General features: G+C 62.5%; 17 protein-coding genes. 5 read left to right on the top strand and 12 right to left on the bottom strand.

The window, feature by feature from the left end:
• Positions 1–29: 29 nt before the first annotated feature.
• From AC2LD7_RS13730 to AC2LD7_RS13695, 8 genes are read right to left on the bottom strand one after another with little or no spacing between them, the layout of a single operon-like run.
• Positions 30–1,442, bottom strand: coding sequence for an NADH-quinone oxidoreductase subunit N (locus AC2LD7_RS13730; protein ID WP_484598290.1), 1,413 nt, complete (start codon positions 1,440–1,442; stop codon positions 30–32).
• Complete coding sequence (locus AC2LD7_RS13725) at positions 1,442–2,929, bottom strand: complex I subunit 4 family protein (protein ID WP_484598289.1); 1,488 nt, start codon at positions 2,927–2,929, stop codon at positions 1,442–1,444. Before AC2LD7_RS13725 ends, AC2LD7_RS13730 begins: the two co-directional genes overlap by 1 nt.
• The gene (locus AC2LD7_RS13720; protein ID WP_484598288.1) at positions 2,926–4,863 is read right to left on the bottom strand and encodes an NADH-quinone oxidoreductase subunit 5 family protein; all 1,938 of its coding nucleotides are present in this window, start codon (positions 4,861–4,863) and stop codon (positions 2,926–2,928) included. Before AC2LD7_RS13720 ends, AC2LD7_RS13725 begins: the two co-directional genes overlap by 4 nt.
• Positions 4,863–5,168 (bottom strand): NADH-quinone oxidoreductase subunit NuoK, encoded by a 306-nt coding sequence (gene nuoK / locus AC2LD7_RS13715; protein ID WP_484598287.1) that lies wholly within the window; start codon positions 5,166–5,168, stop codon positions 4,863–4,865. The genes AC2LD7_RS13720 and nuoK overlap by 1 nt, the downstream gene beginning before the upstream one ends.
• A 14-nt stretch (positions 5,169–5,182) precedes the next feature.
• Positions 5,183–5,788 (bottom strand): NADH-quinone oxidoreductase subunit J family protein, encoded by a 606-nt coding sequence (locus AC2LD7_RS13710; protein ID WP_484598286.1) that lies wholly within the window; start codon positions 5,786–5,788, stop codon positions 5,183–5,185.
• Positions 5,788–6,714 carry a complex I subunit 1 family protein gene (locus tag AC2LD7_RS13705; RefSeq protein WP_484598285.1) on the bottom strand — a complete coding sequence of 309 codons (927 nt, stop codon included), beginning with the start codon at positions 6,712–6,714 and terminating at the stop codon, positions 5,788–5,790. The genes AC2LD7_RS13710 and AC2LD7_RS13705 overlap by 1 nt, the downstream gene beginning before the upstream one ends.
• The gene (locus AC2LD7_RS13700) at positions 6,711–7,997 is read right to left on the bottom strand and encodes an NADH-quinone oxidoreductase subunit D-related protein (RefSeq protein ID WP_484598284.1); all 1,287 of its coding nucleotides are present in this window, start codon (positions 7,995–7,997) and stop codon (positions 6,711–6,713) included. The genes AC2LD7_RS13705 and AC2LD7_RS13700 overlap by 4 nt, the downstream gene beginning before the upstream one ends.
• Complete coding sequence (locus AC2LD7_RS13695) at positions 7,994–8,335, bottom strand: NADH-quinone oxidoreductase subunit A (RefSeq protein ID WP_484598283.1); 342 nt, start codon at positions 8,333–8,335, stop codon at positions 7,994–7,996. Before AC2LD7_RS13695 ends, AC2LD7_RS13700 begins: the two co-directional genes overlap by 4 nt.
• A gap of 531 nt (positions 8,336–8,866) precedes the next feature.
• Between AC2LD7_RS13695 and AC2LD7_RS13690 the strand changes: the two genes are divergently transcribed.
• On the top strand, positions 8,867–9,607 hold the full coding sequence (locus tag AC2LD7_RS13690) for a ZIP family metal transporter (protein WP_484598282.1): 741 nt from the start codon (positions 8,867–8,869) through the stop codon (positions 9,605–9,607).
• Positions 9,608–9,655: 48 nt separating this feature from the next.
• Positions 9,656–10,255 (top strand): exopolysaccharide biosynthesis protein, encoded by a 600-nt coding sequence (locus AC2LD7_RS13685; RefSeq protein ID WP_484598281.1) that lies wholly within the window; start codon positions 9,656–9,658, stop codon positions 10,253–10,255.
• 68 nt (positions 10,256–10,323) lie between these two features.
• Here the strand turns inward: AC2LD7_RS13685 and AC2LD7_RS13680 are convergent, their stop codons facing one another.
• Positions 10,324–11,502, bottom strand: a complete 1,179-nt coding sequence (locus AC2LD7_RS13680) for a DUF1615 domain-containing protein (protein ID WP_484598280.1) — start codon at positions 11,500–11,502, stop codon at positions 10,324–10,326.
• A 196-nt stretch (positions 11,503–11,698) separates the two neighbouring features.
• On the opposite strand from AC2LD7_RS13680, the gene AC2LD7_RS13675 reads away from it, so the two are divergent.
• Both AC2LD7_RS13675 and AC2LD7_RS13670 read left to right on the top strand, forming a co-directional pair.
• Positions 11,699–12,661, top strand: a complete 963-nt coding sequence (locus tag AC2LD7_RS13675) for a hypothetical protein (protein ID WP_484598279.1) — start codon at positions 11,699–11,701, stop codon at positions 12,659–12,661.
• A 123-nt stretch (positions 12,662–12,784) separates the two neighbouring features.
• Entirely contained in the window at positions 12,785–13,072 is a 288-nt protein-coding gene (locus tag AC2LD7_RS13670) for a hypothetical protein (RefSeq protein ID WP_484598278.1), read from the top strand.
• A 59-nt stretch (positions 13,073–13,131) separates the two neighbouring features.
• Here the strand turns inward: AC2LD7_RS13670 and AC2LD7_RS13665 are convergent, their stop codons facing one another.
• Together AC2LD7_RS13665 and fdhF are read right to left on the bottom strand one after the other, a co-directional pair.
• Complete coding sequence (locus tag AC2LD7_RS13665; RefSeq protein ID WP_484598277.1) at positions 13,132–13,614, bottom strand: helical membrane plugin domain-containing protein; 483 nt, start codon at positions 13,612–13,614, stop codon at positions 13,132–13,134.
• Positions 13,614–16,574 (bottom strand): formate dehydrogenase subunit alpha, encoded by a 2,961-nt coding sequence (fdhF, locus tag AC2LD7_RS13660; RefSeq protein ID WP_484598276.1) that lies wholly within the window; start codon positions 16,572–16,574, stop codon positions 13,614–13,616. Before fdhF ends, AC2LD7_RS13665 begins: the two co-directional genes overlap by 1 nt.
• Positions 16,575–16,819: 245 nt before the next feature.
• Here fdhF and AC2LD7_RS13655 point away from each other — a divergent pair, with 245 nt between their 5' ends.
• A complete protein-coding gene (locus AC2LD7_RS13655; RefSeq protein WP_484598275.1) occupies positions 16,820–17,665 on the top strand; it encodes an AraC family transcriptional regulator in 846 nt (281 codons plus the stop codon).
• On the opposite strand, the gene AC2LD7_RS13650 is transcribed toward AC2LD7_RS13655, so the two are convergent.
• Positions 17,662–18,249, bottom strand: a complete 588-nt coding sequence (locus AC2LD7_RS13650; RefSeq protein WP_484598274.1) for a LysE family translocator — start codon at positions 18,247–18,249, stop codon at positions 17,662–17,664. The two genes, AC2LD7_RS13655 and AC2LD7_RS13650, sit on opposite strands and share 4 nt — an antisense overlap.
• Positions 18,250–18,256: the final 7 nt, after the last annotated feature.

Here is an 18,256-nt window from a genome sequence, read left to right as displayed (position 1 = left end):
GAGACCAGCTTCCTATCTCAAGGATCTCTTCACACCGGTAGCAGACTGGCCCCGGCCAACCGAGCCATCAACCACTGCATCCCCAGGCCACCTGCGACCAATAGCAACACGCCAAGGACCAACACCGCACGCGGCCAAGGGCCTTCCAAGATGTAAACCGGATGTTGGGTGCGGCCGAAAACCATCCTGCCGATGACCCGCAGGTAATAGAACAGCGACAGGGCAGTATTGATCACGGCCAGAATCGCCAGCCAGGTGTAGCCGCCATCGATGGCGGCGCGGAACAGCAGGAGTTTGCCGAAAAATCCAACCAGCGGCGGAATACCTGTCAGCGACAGCAGCGCGAGGATCAATACCAGGGCGGCCATAGGGGCTTCGCGAGTCAGACCACCGTAATCATCAAGGGCGGTACGGCCGCGCAGATGCACGATAACGGCAAAGGCGGCGAGGTTGGCGATGGCGTATGTGGCGAGAAAGATCAATAGCGACGGCATGGCGTCTGGGCTGGCGCCGAGCACCGTCACGGCCATCAACGCGTAACCGGACTGAGCGACCGCAGACCAGCCGAGCAGTCGGCGCACATCGCTTTGCCAGAGCGCGGCGAGGTTGCCCAGAGTCATGGTGGCGGCAGCGAGTAGCGCAACCAGCAGCGGCGTGTCGAATTCCTCCGGCAGCAGCGAGACGAAACGGGCCAAGGCCATGGCCGCGCCAATTTTCGGGACCACCGTAAGCAACGCTGCGGCTGGCGCGGGTGAGCCCTGGGCTACGTCCGGCATCCAGGCATGGGCCGGGAAGGCGGCCAGCTTGAACGTCAGTCCGAGGACGATGCAGCCGGCGCCGACCGCTAGCGCCAGAGAATCGTGGTCCAGCGCCAGGCTGACAGCGATCTGCTGATAGCCGGTTTCGCCGGTGATACCGAACAGCAACACCACGCCGATGCACAGCAGGCTGTTCGTCAGCGCCCCTACCAGAAAATATTTCATGCCGGCTTCCAGCGCCGGTGCCCAGCGACGATGAAAAGCCGCCAGCGGATAGCTCGCTACGGAAGACAACAGCATGCCCACCACCAGCTGCATGCTGTCGCTGGCCGAGGCAAGCATGATCACACCGAGCAGGGCGAACAGCAGCAGCGCGTAGAACTCGCCATGGCGAGGGTCGCTCTGCAACCACGCCGGGCAGAGCGGCACCACCGCCGCGCCGGCCACGAGCACGATCAGCTTGGTGGCGATGGTCAGGTCGTCGAGCGCCCACACGCCGGAGAACGTCAGGCGCGGCGTGCCGCCCCACTGGCGCATGCACAGAGCGATGGCTATGACGATTACCAGCAGCGCGACGCCGGCCATCCACGCCAGCTGGCGCTGCGGAACGAACGAAGAACCAAGGATGATGATCACGGCGCCGAGCAGCAGCGCGATTTCGGGTAGCAGGTCCGCGACCGGCATCAGCGCGCTCCAACCAGCAGGGATGCCGAGGCCTCGATCATCTGCAGCAGGAAGTGTGGCGCCACACCGACGATCACGAAGGCCAGCGCCAACCCGCCGAGCACCAGCCCTTCGGTGGTCTTGAGATCGACGAAACCGCTCCATTGCTGCGGCAACTCACCGAAGAACAGCTGCTGCAGCAATTGCAGGAACAGCGCAGCGGTAATCAGAATGCCGAAAATGCCGATCACTGCCAGCCACGGATAGACCGCGAAGGTGCCGGCGAAAATGTGGAATTCCGCGACGAAGCCGGCCAGCCCCGGCAAGCCGAGGCTGGCAAAGGCGGCCAATACGGCAAAGGCGGTCAGTAGCGGCGCGCGCTTGGCCAGGCCTCCGTACCGGGCCATCTCGTAGTCGCCGGTGCGCTGCCAGAACGAGCCGCAGATAAGAAACAGGCTGCCGGTGATCAGCCCATGAGCCACCATTTCCACCGTCGCGCCGACCAGCGCGAGTTGTCGCGCAGCCTCATTGCCACCAAGCAGCGCGCCGGCCACCGCGATGCCGAGCACCGTGTAACCCATGTGATTGATCGAGGTGTAAGCGATGCGCCGCTTGAGATTGCCCTGGCCCAGGGCGACGCTCGCACCGTAGAGGATCGATATCACCGCGACCACTGCAATCACCCAGGCGTATTCGGCAAAGGTTTCGCGCATCATCGAGAACGGGATGCGGATCATGCCAAACGTGCCCATCTTCAGCAGCACTCCGGCGAGCACCGCCGAGGCCGGCCCCGGCGCATCCACGTGTGCCTGTGGTAGCCAGGTATGCACCGGCACCAGCGGTGTCTTGATACCCAGCCCAATCATCAGGCCGAGCAGAATCAGCCCGGCGGGCAGGCCGGAGCCCACCAGTGGCTGCTCAGCAATCAGCACGCGCATGTCGAAGGTATGCGGCTCTACCGCCAGGAACAGCCCGATGAAGGCCAGCAACATCACCAGCGAGCCGCAAAAGGTATAGATGAAGAACTTCAGCGCTGCAGCTTGCGGCTGGCCGTGGCCCCAGCGGCCGATGAGGAAGAACATACCCACCAGCGACAGATCGAAAAACACATAGAACAGCAGCAAATCCAGCGACAGAAACACGCCGAGCGACACGCCCTGCAGAAACAGCAGCCAGGCGTAGTACTGCCGCGCATGGTTCTTCGTATCCACGGGGTAAGCGATGCTGGCGACAAACACCAGCGCACTCATGCTCGCCACCGCCAAGGCGATGCCGTCCACGCCGAGTCGCCAGGCCATACCGAGACTGGGCACCCAGGGTACTTCCTCGATTTGCTGGAACAGCGGCCCGGTCGTATCGAAGCGCAGCCAGGCGATAACCAGGCAGAGCACGGACAACGCCCCAACCACAATCGCGAACCCACGCGCGGCGAAATCGCTCAAGCGAGGCGTGACGGCGAGCACGAGGGCGCCCAGCAGAGGCAGGCCCAGAGCTGCGGTAAGAATCAAAGTAGTGCTCCTGTACCGAGAATGATCAGGATCGCCGCCAGACCCACGGCGACGCCGGTGTAGTAGTGATGCATCTGGCCGGACTGCAAGCGGCGCGCCTGTCCGGCCAGCCAGGCGGAAGCCGTTGCGCTGCCTCGACTGATGCCGTCGAACAGGGTTTCGCCCTGCTGGCTGCTGCGTGCCGCAAGCCAGGCCGTAGCGCTCGCGCTGCCACGCACAACGGCATCGATGACGGCATGATCGAAGCGCGACAGGCGATGAGCCATGCGTGGATAACCAGCGATGGCGCGTGGAACAGCGTCGATCACGCGGTCATCGAAGCGTGCCAATGCCCGGCTGACACATCGCAAGCCGCTGACGCCGCGTTCGGCCAGCAGGGGCAGACCCAACCAGTCGCTGGCAGTGACGAAGCGAGGATTGTCGGCGTCGTGGTTGGCCCAGCTGCGTTGCACCGCCAGCGTGCCAAGGACGATGCCGGCGAGCACCAGTCCGAGCGACATCAGCAATTCCCTGCGCGTGCCGGCCGGTAAGTCGATGCTGAGCAAACGCTCCAGTTGCCCGGCCATGCCCGGCCACCACAGCAGCGCCGTCATCAGCGACACGCCCGCCAGCGAATACAGCGCCAGGGCTTCGGGCGCCGTATGCCCCGGCGTCTCGCTGCGGTTATTGCCGACCTGCGGCCCGCGGCCGAAGGCTAACAGCTGGAAGCGCGTCGCATAGAGCGCGCTGAGCCCGCCTGCGATGGCGGCGATGACTGCCAGCCAGGCGAACTGATGACCGGCGGCGCTGATGATTTTTTCCTTGCTCCAGCCACCGCCGAGCGGCGGCATCCCAGCCAGCGCCAGACTCGCCGCCAGCGTTGCCAGGGCGATACCCGGCAGTTGCCGGCCGAGACGCATCGCACCCAGGGAATAGCTGCCGGTATGGTGTTCAGCGATGCCCGCCGCAAGAAACAGCACACCTTTCATGAATGCATGGACGACGAAATGCAGCAGCGCCACACCCGGATAACCGGCGCCAACCGCGAGCCACATCAGCCCGTAGTGCGCGGAGGTGGACGCGGCCAGAAGCTTTTTCGCATGGCCCTGCAGGCTGGCAACCAGACCGCCGGCCAATGCGGTCGCCAACCCCAGGGTAATGGCCAGTGGAGCGAACCAACTGACGCCGGCCAGGGTGGGATGCAGCCGGACGATCAGATAAACCCCCGCTGCCACCATTGTCGCGGCATGCAACAGCGCCGAAACCGGTGTAGGGCCGGACATGGCGGCGAACAGCCAGGGCGAGAACGGTAGCTGCGCGGACTTCGCCGCAGTCGCCAGGACAATACCGGCAGCGAACACCTGCAGATTGGCGCCGTCCAGCTGGCCGAGCCCGTCATAGGCGAACGAACCCGTGCCGGCATAGGCTGCGGCGGCTGCGATATACAGGCCGAGGTCGCCGAAACGGGTTACCAGAAATGCCCAGGCGGCGTCGCGCGAGGTCTTGCGCTGGTGCCATTGATGGCCGATCAGTGCCCAGGAAAGCGCGCCAACCAGTTCCCAGGCGATCAACAGGGTGAGCAAGTCGTCGGCCAGTACCAGCAGCTCCATGGCGCCGACAAAGGCCAGTAGCAGTGCAATGAGCCTGGCCAGTGCGGTGCCTGCGCTGGAGCCCGCCTCATGAAAGGCGCTGTACAGCACGATGGGCGCGGCTACCAGCGGTACTACAAGGGCGAATGTCGCGCTGGCGGTCGAAAGGTTGGCCGACAGCACAATGTGCGAGCTCCAGCGGTATGTGGCTTGCCAGTCACCGAGTACCGCCAGCAACGCGAGGACGCCGGTAGCCAACGTGAGCGCTGCTCCGAACCAACCGAGTAACGCCGGCTGGCTACGACGACCTAGGCCGTAGAGCAGCGGTGCGGCCAGCAGCGGCAATAGCGCGACGAGCCAGAGCATCAGTTTTTCAGCCCGTCGAGTGCTTCGGTGGTATCGGCCTGTTTGGCGCGATATACCGCGACTACCAGGGCAAAGCCCATGGCCATTTCAATCGCCATCACCGCCATCACGATGATGGTCAGCAACTGTCCTTCGGGCACGCCGGCGCTGCTAAACGCCCAGAAGGCGACCGTGGCGAGCATCGTGCCGTTGAGGATCAGTTCCAGACCCATCATCAGCATGACGAACGATTGCTGCGAGAGCGCGCCATAAACGCCCAGGCCAATCAACGCGGCGGCCAGCAACAGCAGGGGGGGCAGGGTCATCGTCTCGCCTCCGTTCAGTGATGGTGGTGATCGTTGCTCTGGTCGCCGTCGTCCTCAGGCGGTTTGCCGGCCGGGTCGCCGCCCGGCATCAACCCAGGCGGCATCGAGCCTTCGGTGGATGCGCCGTAGCGGCCACGGTGGCTGGACAGCACGACCACACCGATCATGGTGGCGAGCAGCACCAGCCCGGCGGACTCGAATACCAGCATCGAGGGACCGAGCATTTCCTTGCCCAGCGAACTGACGGGCTCAAGATCGGCAGCCGCCGGGCGGTCGGGGAAGTCGGCAAACAGCGCAACGGCTGCAAGTACTGCGAAGGTCACCAGGCCAGCAGCCTTGGCGATGCGTGGTTGATGCACCATGTTCATGGGGTTGAGTCCGGCAGGGTTCATCATGAACATGACCATGAACAGCGCCATCACCATCATTTCCACAGCCATCATGAACCACAGCGCCACGCCCAGATATTCCGCCGAGAGCAACAGCATGATTGCGCCGACCGCGATGAATGACAGCAGTAGCAGAAAGGAGGCGCGCACCATTGAATCGGTGCGGAAAACCCGCCAGCCGCTGTAAACCGCGATGGCCGCAAGGATGAAAAAACTCAGGTCGACAAACATCAGCGCAGCGCCTCCAGTCCGGCCCAGACCAGATCGACGAACGCCAGCGGCAGAAACAGCAGCCACGCCAGTGTCACCAGCCGCTCGGGAGCGACGCGCGCCAACAGATGTCCCAGCCAGAGCAGCACGGTGAGCACCAGCGCGCTTTTGAGCAACAACCACACCGGCCCAGGCAGCCACGGCCCGAGCCAGCCGCCGAGGAACGTCGTCGCGGCCACTGCGCTGAAGGCCACCAGCATCGCTGCCCGGGCGAATGTCCAGACCAGCCGCGAGCGGCCGGAAATTTCCGCCTCGGTACCACCGGCCAGATCGGCCGAATCGGCGAAATTCAGCGGACCCCAAAAGCTCACGCCGAGCCCGACTATCAGGAACAAGGGCAGGCCCAGCGGCTGACGGATGACGTTCCACAGTTCGCGCTGCGACTCGATCACCGCAGACATTTGCAACGACTCGGCGGGCAGCGCGACGCCGATCAGCACGAACATGCTGATCAGTATGTAAGACAGCCCCAGCGCCACGTAACGGTAGGCGCCAATCAGCGGCAGCAGCGCATTGGCCGACCAGCCATGGAGAAATATCACCACCGTGGCCAGCGCCTCCACCGAGCCCCAGAGCACGATGCCGGTGGATAGATCGCTGGGAATCAGGCTCGCCGACCAGGGCACCACCGCCAGCCCTGCGGCCGCCAGCCCGAGGTAAAGCGCAGGGGCCAGGCGCCAGTTGAGGGTGTCGGGTTTCTCCGTGGTGTTGCGCTGTTGCAGCCAGAGCCAGGCGACTTGTTGCAGGGGCGCAGGCAGCGGATTCCCCAACTTGTGTCCGCTGACAGCCGCCGCGATAGCGCCATCGATAACCTTCAGCAGATACACGCCCAGTCCCAGCGTGAGCAGTACCGTCAGTAGGGGCAGCAGTAATTGCGAGACGATCATGCGGCCCCCTTGTCTACGGTGCGGTGCAGGACTTGTGCATCGGTGTAAAGAGACAGTGCAGGCAAATCGAGGCTGGCGATCACCGCCATGGCTTCGCCCCATTCCAGACCGGGCAACAGATCGGTGAGCACGCTACTCATGTCCATCGGCTGGCTTTCACGGCTGAGCGTGCCGAGCGGGGTTTCGGTCTGATCGAGGGAGGTGTGCAGGTCCTGCCGCTGGGCGTCGGTCGCGAGGGCCAGGGCCTGTTCGGTTTCATCCAGCCACTGCAGCAGCCGCGCCGGATAGTCGCCGTATTGTTGCGTCTTCACGTCGAAGCCGAGTTGGCGGTAATGCGGGTCCCGCTCGCGCGCATCATGCTTGAGGCCGGCGGCGCGTGCGGCCGGTCCGCCCAGGCTGCGCGCCTGTTCGCGATCCAGCACGCCCAGCTTCGCCGGCATCGCGTGTAGTAGACCACTACGGTGCAGGCGTTTGCGCAGCTGCGGCAGCCGATCGCCCGCTTGCAATGTCTGCGCTTCACCCAGGGTCCGTAGCGCCAGGGCATGCAGGCCGGCGAGATTGAACAGCTGCGCCAGGCGTCTCAGATGGTGCCGAGCCCTTTCGATTTCCAGCGCGGCGATTGGCACCGGCCCGTCCAACGCCTGAAAAAACAGCGGCGAGACGCTAACCGGGTAGGGCTTGGCCTTGATCATGGCCATCTGGATCACGTCGCCCTGCAGGGTTAGTTCCAGCACCAGCCCCGCCGGCAGCAGCGGGAAGAAGGGCCCAAGATTAAACGACAGCGAATCGAGCATCAGCCCGTCGCGGATGTCATTCATCATCGCCATGGCCATCGGCCGGCCGTAGGGCACGCCTCCCATCATGCCGCTACCGCCCTGGCCGTGGTCGCCCAGCCCCTGCCAGGGACTCGGCGGCTGGTCGGGCAGCAGTTTGGGCGAGGCGGGAGTGTTGCCGTTGAGCAATCCCTGGTGGGCGTCGGTCAGCACCTCGGGCAACGCATCCAGGCGCTCGACCCTAATGGCATGCTGCAACTCTATCAACGGGTCGGCGGCGAACCAGACGCTAGCCGCTGGGTGCGGCAATTGCTCATGCAGCCGCCGCAGCGCCTGCTGATGTTCGGGCGGGATACCGCCAGCCACCAGCAGGACGCTGGCGTGGCGCGGGCTATCGACCAGTGCGATCCCCGGCGTGAGCATCAGCTTTTCGCGGATGCCCTCGCCATGCATACCCTGGACGATAAATACCGGCGTTGTCCGTGCTGCTAGCCGCTGCAACAAGTTCATTGCCACCGGAACACCCCCTCGCGCCAGGCATAGACGATCCCTACCGAGAGAATGGCCAGGAACATGCCCATCTCTATCATTGCTTTCATGCCCTCGGCGACGTAGACCACGGCCCAGGGGTACATGAACATCATTTCCATCTCGAAGGCGATCAACAGCAGGGTCATCGGGTAATAACGGATGTGGTAGCGGCTCCAGGCGTGTGCGGCGGGCTCGCCACCGCCAAGAAAAGGCGCGCGCTGCGGCCAGCCGGCTCGCCCCGATGGCGGTCGCCATTGTGCGGCCAGGCCAATAGCGACGCTGATCAGGAAAATAACCAGCAATGTGAACAGTTCCATCGGCTTCCTCCGGACCGGACTGTTGAGCGAGCTCGGTCTTGATCTGGATTGTTCCGCCCGATGCACAAAATGACCGGCCTTTGTAGTGGCCAATCACCCGGTCGGTTCTGTTGAGCCGCTGAGTCGGGGGCCCGTGTGGCCTGCGGCTTGGCAGGAAAACAGGTAACTAAAGGTTACGACCGAGGCCATTTTCTTAAGGTTCACGTCGGTTTATTACAATTCTGTCAGGTTGGCAGCGCTGCCCGATCACAGCGCGCAACCCGTAGGGCCGGGTCTGTTTTTGCGCGATGCTGCGTTTCTCGTCGCTTATTTTGGAATGACCAAACCTCGCTCCTCGTGCCTTGCCTCGCGCAAGAACATGCTCCGGCGCGGCCGCGAACGAAACGGGAACAGACCCTAGTGCCTTGCACGACGAATGGCAAAAGAGCATCAAAGACGGGTGCGGTCCCAATAGTTGAGTCGATACCGCGGACGCGGCACTGCCTACATGGCTGCGATCCGCGCCAATGCAGACCGGTTGAGGGGGAATTTTTGCCAAGCATCTGGATGGTTCTCGGCCTGGCGTTGCTTCCAGCGCTGGGCAATTTCACCGGCGGTGTTCTTGCCGAGTGTTTTCATGTTTCCCGGCGGCAACTCAACAGAGCGCTGCATGCGGCGGCAGGGGTAGTGTTGGCGGTGGTCGCGGTCGAATTGATGCCCGAAGCGCTGGCGCGAATTCCGGTCTGGGCCGTCGCCCTCGGCTTTGGTTTGGGCGGCGTCGCCTATGTATTGATCGAGGCTTTGGTGGATCGACTGCAGCGCGGCGAAGGCGCGCCAGGCAGCGGCGCGAAAAGCATGTGGATGATCTTTATCGCCGTCTCGATGGACCTGTTCAGTGATGGGCTGATGATCGGCGCCGGCTCCAGCGTGTCGCTCGGCATGGCGATCACCTTGGCCTGCGGTCAGGTCATGGCGGATGTTCCGGAAGGCTACGCGACCATCGCCAACATGAAGGCCAATGGCGTTTCACGATCGCGTCGGCTATGGCTGTCGGCGTCCTTTGCCGTGCCGGTGGTGGTCGCTGCTGTGGCTGCGTACTACCTGCTGCGTGGCCAGGACGATCTTTATCAGATGGGCGCGCTGGCTTTCACCGCAGGGCTACTTACCGTCGCCGCTGTCGAGGACATGCTTTCCGAGGCCCATGACAGCGCCGATGACAGCCGCACTTCGGTGCTGGCTTTCGTTGGCGGCTTCGTACTGTTCACTTTGGTATCGGCCGGGCTGGGCAGTTGATCGACGGTACCTGCGGCTGTTTATCGCAGCTCGATATAGGAGGTTGATATGGCCGAGGCCAACCAGCATGAGCGATGTCTGGAACAGGTAATCGATGGCGTCATCGAGCTGGGCGATGACCAGCAACAGGTGTCGGTCAGCGATATCCAGGACAAGATCGGTCAGCGCAGCTTTGGCCCGTTTCTGTTCGTACCGGCGATCATCGAGATCAGCCCCATAGGCGGAATTCCTGGTGTGCCGACGATGCTGGCGCTGATCGTCGCGCTATTTGCCGTACAGATGCTGTTCGGCCGCGAGCACTTCTGGATTCCCGCGTTTCTCGGCAACCGCTCGGTCCGCGGCGAAAAGCTCGAGAAGGGCCTGAACAAGATACGACCGGTGGTGCGCTGGCTCGACAAGGTCGTACGCGCTCGCATGAGCTGGGCCACGCGCAAAACCTTTTTACGGGTGATTGCCGCGCTTTGCCTGTTGTTAGCGACTTCGGTACCGCCGCTGGAGTTGCTTCCGTTCGCCAGTACGGCGCCGTTCTCGGCGATTTGCCTGTTTGGTCTGGGCATAACCGCCAAGGATGGATTGTTCGTCGTGCTGGGGTTGATCGTTTCCGTTGGTGCCTTCGTTCTTGCGGGCATGGGCTTGATCGGTGGCTGAGCGACGCCGCGCATGGCGGAGATGGCAGATAAGGTTTCCACTGCGCGCCATATCTGCCTCGTATGCAGTCAACCTCCGGCGCGTTTCATGCAGGCCAGGTGACGATCATTGACTCGGTTGGCGAACCACGCCGTGGTCAGATTGCGGGTGATCTTCGGACTTTCCAGGCGGATGCCCGGCAGCACTGCACGCGGCAGAGATTTACCCGCACGCTTCTCGGCAAGCGCGAAGACGCGCTCGTAAAGCCGTGTTTTCTCGAAGCCGTGGGTATCGCCGCGCTCAAGCGCATTGCGAATCGCGGTTTCGCTCATGTCCAGTTTGCTTGCCAGCGAGCGAACCGCACGCTCGGTCTGACCGGCCTTGCTGCTGCCGTGGATGATCAGATCGCCATCGAGCGCCAGCTCGATGCCGCTGGCGCGGCTGACCGCATTCTGGAATGCGGCGTTGCGGCTGGCATACCAGCCGGCGTTGAAGTCGGCGAAGCGGTACAGCGGCTGGCTGTAGCTGGCGGGGTAGTCGAGTAGGTGAGCGATGCCGAAATACATGCCGCCACGGCGAGTGAACACCTCGTCGCGGATGGTACCCTTGCGTGCGTAGGGATAGTCACGTGCGCGGTCTTCGGCAAACGCGATACTGACCTGCATCGGCCCACCGGTCTTGACCGGGTTGAGCATGCCGAACAGCTGTTTGCCGAGCGGCATGATTCCAAGAAAATCATCGAAAATTGCGCTTAGCTGTTCTTCGGTACGCACCGCGGCGAGCCGCTCACTGTACGTCTTGCCGTTGGGCGACTGGACGTCCAGCGCAGCGTTGACCACGAAGCGCGGAATATGCAGCCGGGCGGCCCGGCGATGGATTTCCTCGCGGGCAATCTTCGCCAGGCCTGGGACCGGTGGCGTCGCCTGGAAAGTGGACTCCTGCACGGTGACGGCCAGGACCGAACAGATATTTTCGCTGTTCGGCGAGATATCCAATGAATCGAACGCGGCATAGATATCCGTCGCCCAGCCTTGGCGGTTCGGGATGTTGCTGGGGATGAGCCGGACGATCTTCGCCCGAACCTCATCCGGCCGAGGCGCAGGCACGTCCGGCTGCTGAGTGCCGCAGCCGGCCAGGCTCAGCAGCAGGGCGCCGCCGATACTGGCGGCGGCGCGGCGGGCAAGCGGCGAAGCATTGGCCCGCTGCGGCGATGCTGCCGGCGAGGCGTTGCGGGTCGTTGAATGTCGCTGAAATATATGAAAAATCATGCCGTCCCGATCGTCGTGTACTGTGGGGCTTCGACCATCAAACAGACGAAGCTGCTGCGCAGTCTGCGCGAAAGCCTGACGGCAATCAAAAGCGGGGCCGCTACCGGAAACTCGCACGACGTGTGTTGTCCGAACCCAGACGAGCCCTCCCGTGCGCTGTGCTAGTTGGCGCCACGTCTCAATCGAGCACCCATACATGAGTGAACAGCATTTCGACCTTCGGCGCCTTGAGCGCTACGACAGCACCACATCCGAGTACATGCTTGCGATCATCACCGATGAGGACCACGCCTCGCAGGTGGAGCAGGAAGACGGCCGGATAGCCTGGCAATCGACTCTGCGCCACGACCGTCTGCATCGACAGGCGGACCCGCAAACCGGCCGGCCTCGATACCGCTTCGAGGACATACCGGAGGACGAAGGGGGCGAGTTTCAATTGATCAGTCTGATTGCCGAAGGCGGGCGAGGGGCCGAGTTTTCCGAGCTGGTGATGTTCGGCAAACGCCTGGTGACCTTCGACGATCGAACCGGGCTGGTCTGCGAAGTCCGTGGGCAGAATCAACTGGTGCCGCGAAATATCCTTATGACCGGCAGCGGTGACGAGCAATTCAAAGGCTTCAAAAGCGAATGGGCGACGCTCTGGAACGATCAACTCGTCATCGGAAGTCACGGCAAGAAGCCGGCCGAGGAGTGGGTGAAAATGCTCGATCGCAACTATGGCGTGCGCAGCGTCAACTGGGCCGATCGCTATCAGCGCATCCGTGACGCGCTCGGCATTGGCCCCGACGGGTACGTCATCCATGAAGCGGCGGAATGGCATCCGTATCGCCGAGAATGGCTGTTCTTTCCCCGCAAAATTTCCACTACGCCGTTCGACCTGACGGTCGATGAACGCGAGCGCGGCGCCAACGTGCTGATCATCGCCAATGAAGACTTCAGCGAGATCCGCACCCTGCAGGTCGGGGAGCGGATTCCCGAGCGCGGCATTTCTTCGTTCAAGATCCTGCCGGGACACCCTGACGAGTGCATCGGGCTCAAAAGCGTGGAGATCGGCGATCGCACCGAAAGCTACCTGTTCTGCTTCAACCTCGACGGTGAAGTTTTGCAGGACGACATCTTCATCGGCGATTACAAGTGCGAGGGGCTGGAGATTCTCTGACGCCGGCCCGCCGGGTAAGAGCGCTCGCGGCACTCTGGCTATTCGAAGCGGTCAACTGGTGGGCCTGTTGTTCAACCTGAAATAGCAGTCGGACTGTATGGTCCGCGCAGTCACGGAGGTCCCATGCGTCTTGTTTATCTTGCGCCAGCGATACTTGGCTTGTTCCTGGTGGGTTGTGGTGCCGACGAACCCGAAGATGTCGATCCGCCGCCTGCGACGGCTGTACAACCGCAGGCACCCGTAGCACCGCCCGCGATGCCGCCTGCCAGCAGCGATACCAGCGGTGACACCGCGATCGACGAAGAGATGAGCGACGGTAACAGCCCACCGACCGATGAGATGCGCGATCAGCAAACCGACGGTTCCTCTGGCGAGGCTAATGCGCCAGCGACCGGCACTACCAACCAGTAATTGATTGACGGTAGCGGGCGAGCTCGCGTTCCCCGCTACCGGCCCGCTTTATCGCGGTCTCACTGCTCGGTTGGCTTGCCGCTGAACGCGGTGATCGGCTTGTCGACTTCCTTGTCCAGTTCGCCGGCGAACGTCTTGAGTCCCTCGATAATTGGCATCAACGCCGCCCACAGGTCGTCGTCGTGCAGCATCTTGTAGGCGCCGGTCACTCCCGGCGCTTCGTCGTGCTTGCCGTCGGGCTTGTAGCCGCTAACGGCACCGAACGCAGATTGGAAGGCGAACACCACCTTGTAGAACTGCGCCGGCTCGATGCGCGACAACGCCATGCCGAGTATCGACAAGTTCTGGATCGCATTGAGCGAGCCGTCCTTACTAAGCCCGTCTACCAGTACCTTGAGGATGCGGTCGTTGGCGCCGACCATGTCATTGGCCAGGCGCAACACACCGCGCTGGTGCAGGGTTTCAAGAAGCGTATCCAGCTCCTCCCGAGCGGTGGGGCCGATGGGGGTCGGCTTGACGTCATAGTTGATACGTTCAGCCATTAGAATCTCTCCGGGTGCGGGGCTCTGCCGGGCGGCGCGACATAATCATCCTGGTACCATTTGACCTCGACCGGCACGCCATCGTTGGGGGTGCGATCGCCGTAGCGGAAGCTGTTGCGTGGCAGCGGGTTTTCGCCTTTGCGAAGCACTTCGATCTTGACGGCGGTTTCCTTGTAGGCGGGCGTATTCACGTCGGGGTCGTGGTGCTCGCCGGTGAGCAGATTGACGCCCGGCTTGCCCTGGTGGATCGGCAGAAACAGCGTCTTGCCAGCGACCCGATCGGTCACCAGCGCGCGCACCTCGACCGAGCCGCGACGCGAACTGATTTTCAGCCAGGTGCCGTCCTCGATGCCGCGCTCGCTCGCCAGCTCCGGGCTGACTTCGACGAACCAGTTGGGCGCCTGCGACCAGATGCGCGGGCCGCGGCCGGTCTGGTTGGTGCCCTGGAACTGCTCCAGCATCCGTCCGTTGTCCAGCATGATGTCGAACTCGCTGTCCGCCGATTCGGCCGGAGCCTTCCATTCCAACGGGAAGAGCACGGCCTTGCCATCGTCGGTGTGAAAGCGGTCGGTATATAGCAGAGGGGTGTCGCTGCCGTCGGTCTGCATCGGCCAATGCAATGATTGCCAGCCTTCCAGCCGTTCGTAGCTCACACCCTGGAACATCGTGGCGATGCCGGCGACTTCATCCATGATCTGCGAGGGATGGGTGTAACCCCAGTCGTGCCCCATGCGTGCGGCCAGGTCCGTGAGGATGCGCCAATCCGGGCGGCTGTTGCCCAGCGGCGGCAGTACTTGGTAGAAGCGTTGAATGCGCCGCTCGGTGTTGGTGAAAGTGCCTTCCTTTTCCACTGAGGGGGAGGCCGGCAGCACCACGTCGGCGAACTCCGCGGTGCGGCTCATGAAAATATCCTGCACCACCATGAAATCCAGACTTTCGAAGCCGCTGTGCACGTTCTTGGTATCCGCGTCGGAGAAAGCAGTTTCCTCGCCGATGATGTACATCGCCTTGACCGAACCTTCATCGGCCCCTTGGACCATGGTGAAATTGTCGTTGCCTTTCTCCAGCGACAGTCGCTCGGGTGGTACGCCCCAAGCTTTGGCCCACTTATCGCGGTTCTTCTCTTCGGTGACCTTTTCGTAGCCCGGATACATATTCTTCAGACAGCCAAAGTCGCTGGCGCCCTGCACGTTGTTGTGGCCGCGCATGGGGTAACCGCCGGTGCCCGGTTTGCCGTAGTTGCCGGTGACCAGCAGCAGGTTGGACAGCGCTGTGCTGGTATCCGAGCCGTGGCTGTGCTGAGTGATGCCCATGGCCCAGAGCAGGCACACGGTCTTGGCCTGGCCGATCATCTCGGCCGCTTCGATCAGTTGTTCCTTGGCGATCCCGGTGACCTCGGCGGCGAAGTCCATGGTGAAGGGTTCTAGGGATTTCTTATATTCCTCGACCTGGTTGACCTTGCCGCCGAGGAAATCGAGGTCGGCGTAACCGTGCTCGAACATATAGCGCGACAGCGCCGAGGCCCAGACCATGTCGGTGCTCGAATTGGGCCGCAGATGCAGATCGGCGCGCTCGGCCATCTCGTGTTTGCGCGGGTCGAACACCACCCACTTTTGCCCGCGGTGCTTCTTTTGCGCCTTGAGCTTCGAGGCGATCACGGGGTGGTTCTCGGACAGGTTGCTACCGACGATCACGATCAGCTCGGCTTTTTCCATATCTTCAATGGTGCCCGAATCGCCGCCGTAGCCGACCGTGCGGAACAGGCCCTTGGTCGCCGGGTTCTGGCAGTAGCGCGAGGAGTTATCGACGCTATTGGTGCCGATGACCGCACGGGCGATCTTCTGCGTCAGGTACGCCTCTTCGTTGCTCGCCTTGCTCGAGCCGATGAAACCGATGGCGTCCGGCCCATGGATATCGCGTATCTGCAACAGCCGGTGCGTGATCAGATCTAGCGCCTCGTCCCAACTGGCTTCGCGGAATTTGCCGTTCTCGCGGATCAGCGGGGTAGTCAGGCGTTTCGGATCATTGACGAAGTCCCAGGCGAACTTGCCCTTGATGCAGGTGGAGATGCCGTTGGCTGGCGCGTCCACCACCGGCTGCACCTTGAGGATGTGCCGATCACGGGTCCACATCTCGAACGAGCAGCCGACCCCGCAATAGGTACACACGGTCTTGGTGCGCTTGATCTCCGGCTGACGCCAATGCATATCCATCTTTGAAATGGCAGTGATCGGCGGGGCGCCGATGGTCCGCTCCAGCTTCTTGACCATGTCGATCATTGGCCGTTTGATGTCCTGCGGCAGGGCGGTGAATGGCCCGGCGTCGGGCTGCATGGTCTTTTCCAGCAGCGCGTTGCAAGGGCAGACGGTGACGCAGTGACCGCAGCTCACACAGCTCGAATCGTCGATGGGCTTGCCGCCATCCCAGAGCACGCGCGGGTGATCCATAGTGAAGTCTATCGACAGCGTCTCGTTGACTTCGACGTTCTGACAGGCCTCGACGCAACGACCACAGAGGATGCACTGGTCCGGGTCGTAGGTGTAGAAGGGGTTGGAGTGGTCCTTCTCGTAGGGTTTGCGCTGAAACTGGTAGCGCTGGATGGGCATGTGCATGTCAGCAAAGGTGTTATGCAGCGTGCAGTCACCGGTGTTGTGCTCGCATAGGGTGCAATACAACTCGTGCTTGGCCAGCAGGCGATCCATGCCTTCCTCGCGCGCATCGCGGGCCAGCTCGACCTGGCTGGTGACGGTCAGCCCCTCCTGAGCCGTGAGCGTGCAGCCGCGCACCAGTTCGCCGTCGACCTGTACCCAGCAGACATCACACGTTTGCGGAGAACCCAAGGCGCGGTGGTAACAGACGTGAGGCAGATTGATGTCGTGCTTGGCCAGGAAATCGATAAGCGGGGTATCGGCGTCACCCGAGAGGGATTCGCCGTCGAAGTGGATCGTGCAGTGGGTCATCAGGCCTCCGTGAGTTTTTATGGTCAGGCTTCGGCAGCAGCGGGTGTCGATTTCCTGGCGTGGGATGGCTATAAAAGGTGACTGGCTGTCGATGCGATCGTTCACGATTACCAGGCAATCCGCGACGAGAGGACCTGGGCGGAAATCGATGCCTGCGTTTGCCGTCGATGCCGCGTTGCGCAGCGGTCCCAGGGGATATTTCGGCTAATCTGAGTTCTCTTTTGGTAATCCGCGAAAGGCCCTTAATGCATCAGCCAAACCTTACAGACCGGCATGCGCTAGCAGGTTCCAGTTTCTGGCGGGACGCGGCGCTGCCCTTTATCGAGGCGCGTACGGTCGCGGATGGACGCCGCGTCTGCTACGCCCGGCACAGCCACGAAACCTTTTCGGTGGGGCTGATCGACAGCGGCTCCAGCACCTATATCAACGGTCGCCATCATTGCCGTATCGATGCCGGGACGCTGGTGCTGATGAACCCGGGCGATGTTCATGCCTGCAACCCGATCGAGGACCAACCCTGGGCGTATCGCATGCTCTACGTCGATGCTGGTTGGCTCGCCGGGCTGCAGGACGAACTGGGGCAGGGTGGTTCTGGCTTTCGTTGTTTTGCGCCGATTCTGACGCATGATCCGCTGTTACAGGCAAGCTTCAGGCGCTTCCACACGGTGCTGACTGACGAGCACGCCGAGCAATTGCACAAGCACAGCGTGGCCGTTGAGTTTTTCAGCGCCATGCATCGGCGGCTGGAATTGGCGACGGCGGGTTCGGTAAACGATCCAAAGCTGAAGCGCGCCGCAGAATTCATCGCCGACAACTACCAGCGTTCGCTCAAGCTGGAGGAGATCAGCTGCACCGCTGGCGTCTCGCCGTCCAGCTTGATCCGGTCGTTCAAGAAGTACTACGGAATGACTCCGCACGCTTACCTGACCAACCGCCGGGTGCAAGCCGCCCGTGCCGAATTACGGCGCGGCATGCCGATTGCCGAAGTAGCGCTGGCGGCCGGCTTTGCGGATCAGGCGCATCTGCAACGCGCCTTCAAGCAGTTGCTGGCGGCGACGCCCGGTCACTATCGCGGTCAGCGTCGCGCCTAAGTCAGCAATAGGTACACCGCGCAAGCAATTAACAGCGCCGCCATCACACGATTGAACAGTCGCATCCGTGAAGCTTCGTTCAGGTATTGATGCAGGAACGCGCCCGCATAGGCCCAGCAGGCAAGCGAGGCGTAGCAAACCACGAAATAGATCGCCGCGAAGCGCCATACCGAAGGCCCGTCACCGGCGGCAGCGAACAATCCCATGCCGGCGATCGAGGCCAGCCAGGCTTTTGGGTTCAGCCACTGCATCATTGCGCCGTAGAGCATCGTCGGTTGCGCGGCAGGTTTGTTCGTATTCAGCCTGCCGTCGTCGCTCGCCAGCCGATAGGCCATGTACAGAAGGAAAGCGACGCCTGCGAGGCGGATGGTGTCGGTCAGCCAAGGCCATCGCCCCAGCAGTTCGCTGAGCCCGAGACCGATCAGCAGTAACAGCAAGGTAAAGCCGGTGGTCGCCCCGCTGACATGGCGCATGGCCGCGCGCAGGCCGAACTGAGCGCCAGCGCTCAGGGCGACAATATTGACCGGGCCGGGCGAGATGGAAGAGGCCAGCGCAAACGCGGCCATGGAAAGGAATAGGCTCATCGGAACT

The sequence above is a fragment of the Stutzerimonas sp. genome (assembly GCF_982611455.1).
The sequence above is the reverse complement of the archived record's forward strand: the minus strand, read 5'-3'. Positions and strand labels throughout refer to the sequence as shown.

Excerpts from the sequence above, each read along its gene's own strand:
- AC2LD7_RS13730 (WP_484598290.1), bottom strand. The coding sequence starts at position 1,442 with ATGCCGGTCGCGGACCTGCTACCCGAAATCGCGCTGCTGCTCGGCGCC.
- AC2LD7_RS13720 (WP_484598288.1), bottom strand. The coding sequence starts at position 4,863 with ATGCTCTGGCTCGTCGCGCTATTGCCGCTGCTGGCCGCACCGCTGCTC.
- nuoK (WP_484598287.1), bottom strand. The coding sequence starts at position 5,168 with ATGACCCTGCCCCCCCTGCTGTTGCTGGCCGCCGCGTTGATTGGCCTG.
- AC2LD7_RS13710 (WP_484598286.1), bottom strand. The coding sequence starts at position 5,788 with ATGTTTGTCGACCTGAGTTTTTTCATCCTTGCGGCCATCGCGGTTTAC.
- AC2LD7_RS13705 (WP_484598285.1), bottom strand. The coding sequence starts at position 6,714 with ATGATCGTCTCGCAATTACTGCTGCCCCTACTGACGGTACTGCTCACG.
- AC2LD7_RS13700 (WP_484598284.1), bottom strand. The coding sequence starts at position 7,997 with ATGAACTTGTTGCAGCGGCTAGCAGCACGGACAACGCCGGTATTTATC.
- AC2LD7_RS13695 (WP_484598283.1), bottom strand. The coding sequence starts at position 8,335 with ATGGAACTGTTCACATTGCTGGTTATTTTCCTGATCAGCGTCGCTATT.
- AC2LD7_RS13685 (WP_484598281.1), top strand. The coding sequence starts at position 9,656 with ATGGCCGAGGCCAACCAGCATGAGCGATGTCTGGAACAGGTAATCGAT.
- AC2LD7_RS13680 (WP_484598280.1), bottom strand. The coding sequence starts at position 11,502 with ATGATTTTTCATATATTTCAGCGACATTCAACGACCCGCAACGCCTCG.
- AC2LD7_RS13675 (WP_484598279.1), top strand. The coding sequence starts at position 11,699 with ATGAGTGAACAGCATTTCGACCTTCGGCGCCTTGAGCGCTACGACAGC.
- AC2LD7_RS13670 (WP_484598278.1), top strand. The coding sequence starts at position 12,785 with ATGCGTCTTGTTTATCTTGCGCCAGCGATACTTGGCTTGTTCCTGGTG.
- AC2LD7_RS13665 (WP_484598277.1), bottom strand. The coding sequence starts at position 13,614 with ATGGCTGAACGTATCAACTATGACGTCAAGCCGACCCCCATCGGCCCC.
- fdhF (WP_484598276.1), bottom strand. The coding sequence starts at position 16,574 with ATGACCCACTGCACGATCCACTTCGACGGCGAATCCCTCTCGGGTGAC.
- AC2LD7_RS13655 (WP_484598275.1), top strand. The coding sequence starts at position 16,820 with ATGCATCAGCCAAACCTTACAGACCGGCATGCGCTAGCAGGTTCCAGT.
- AC2LD7_RS13650 (WP_484598274.1), bottom strand. The coding sequence starts at position 18,249 with ATGAGCCTATTCCTTTCCATGGCCGCGTTTGCGCTGGCCTCTTCCATC.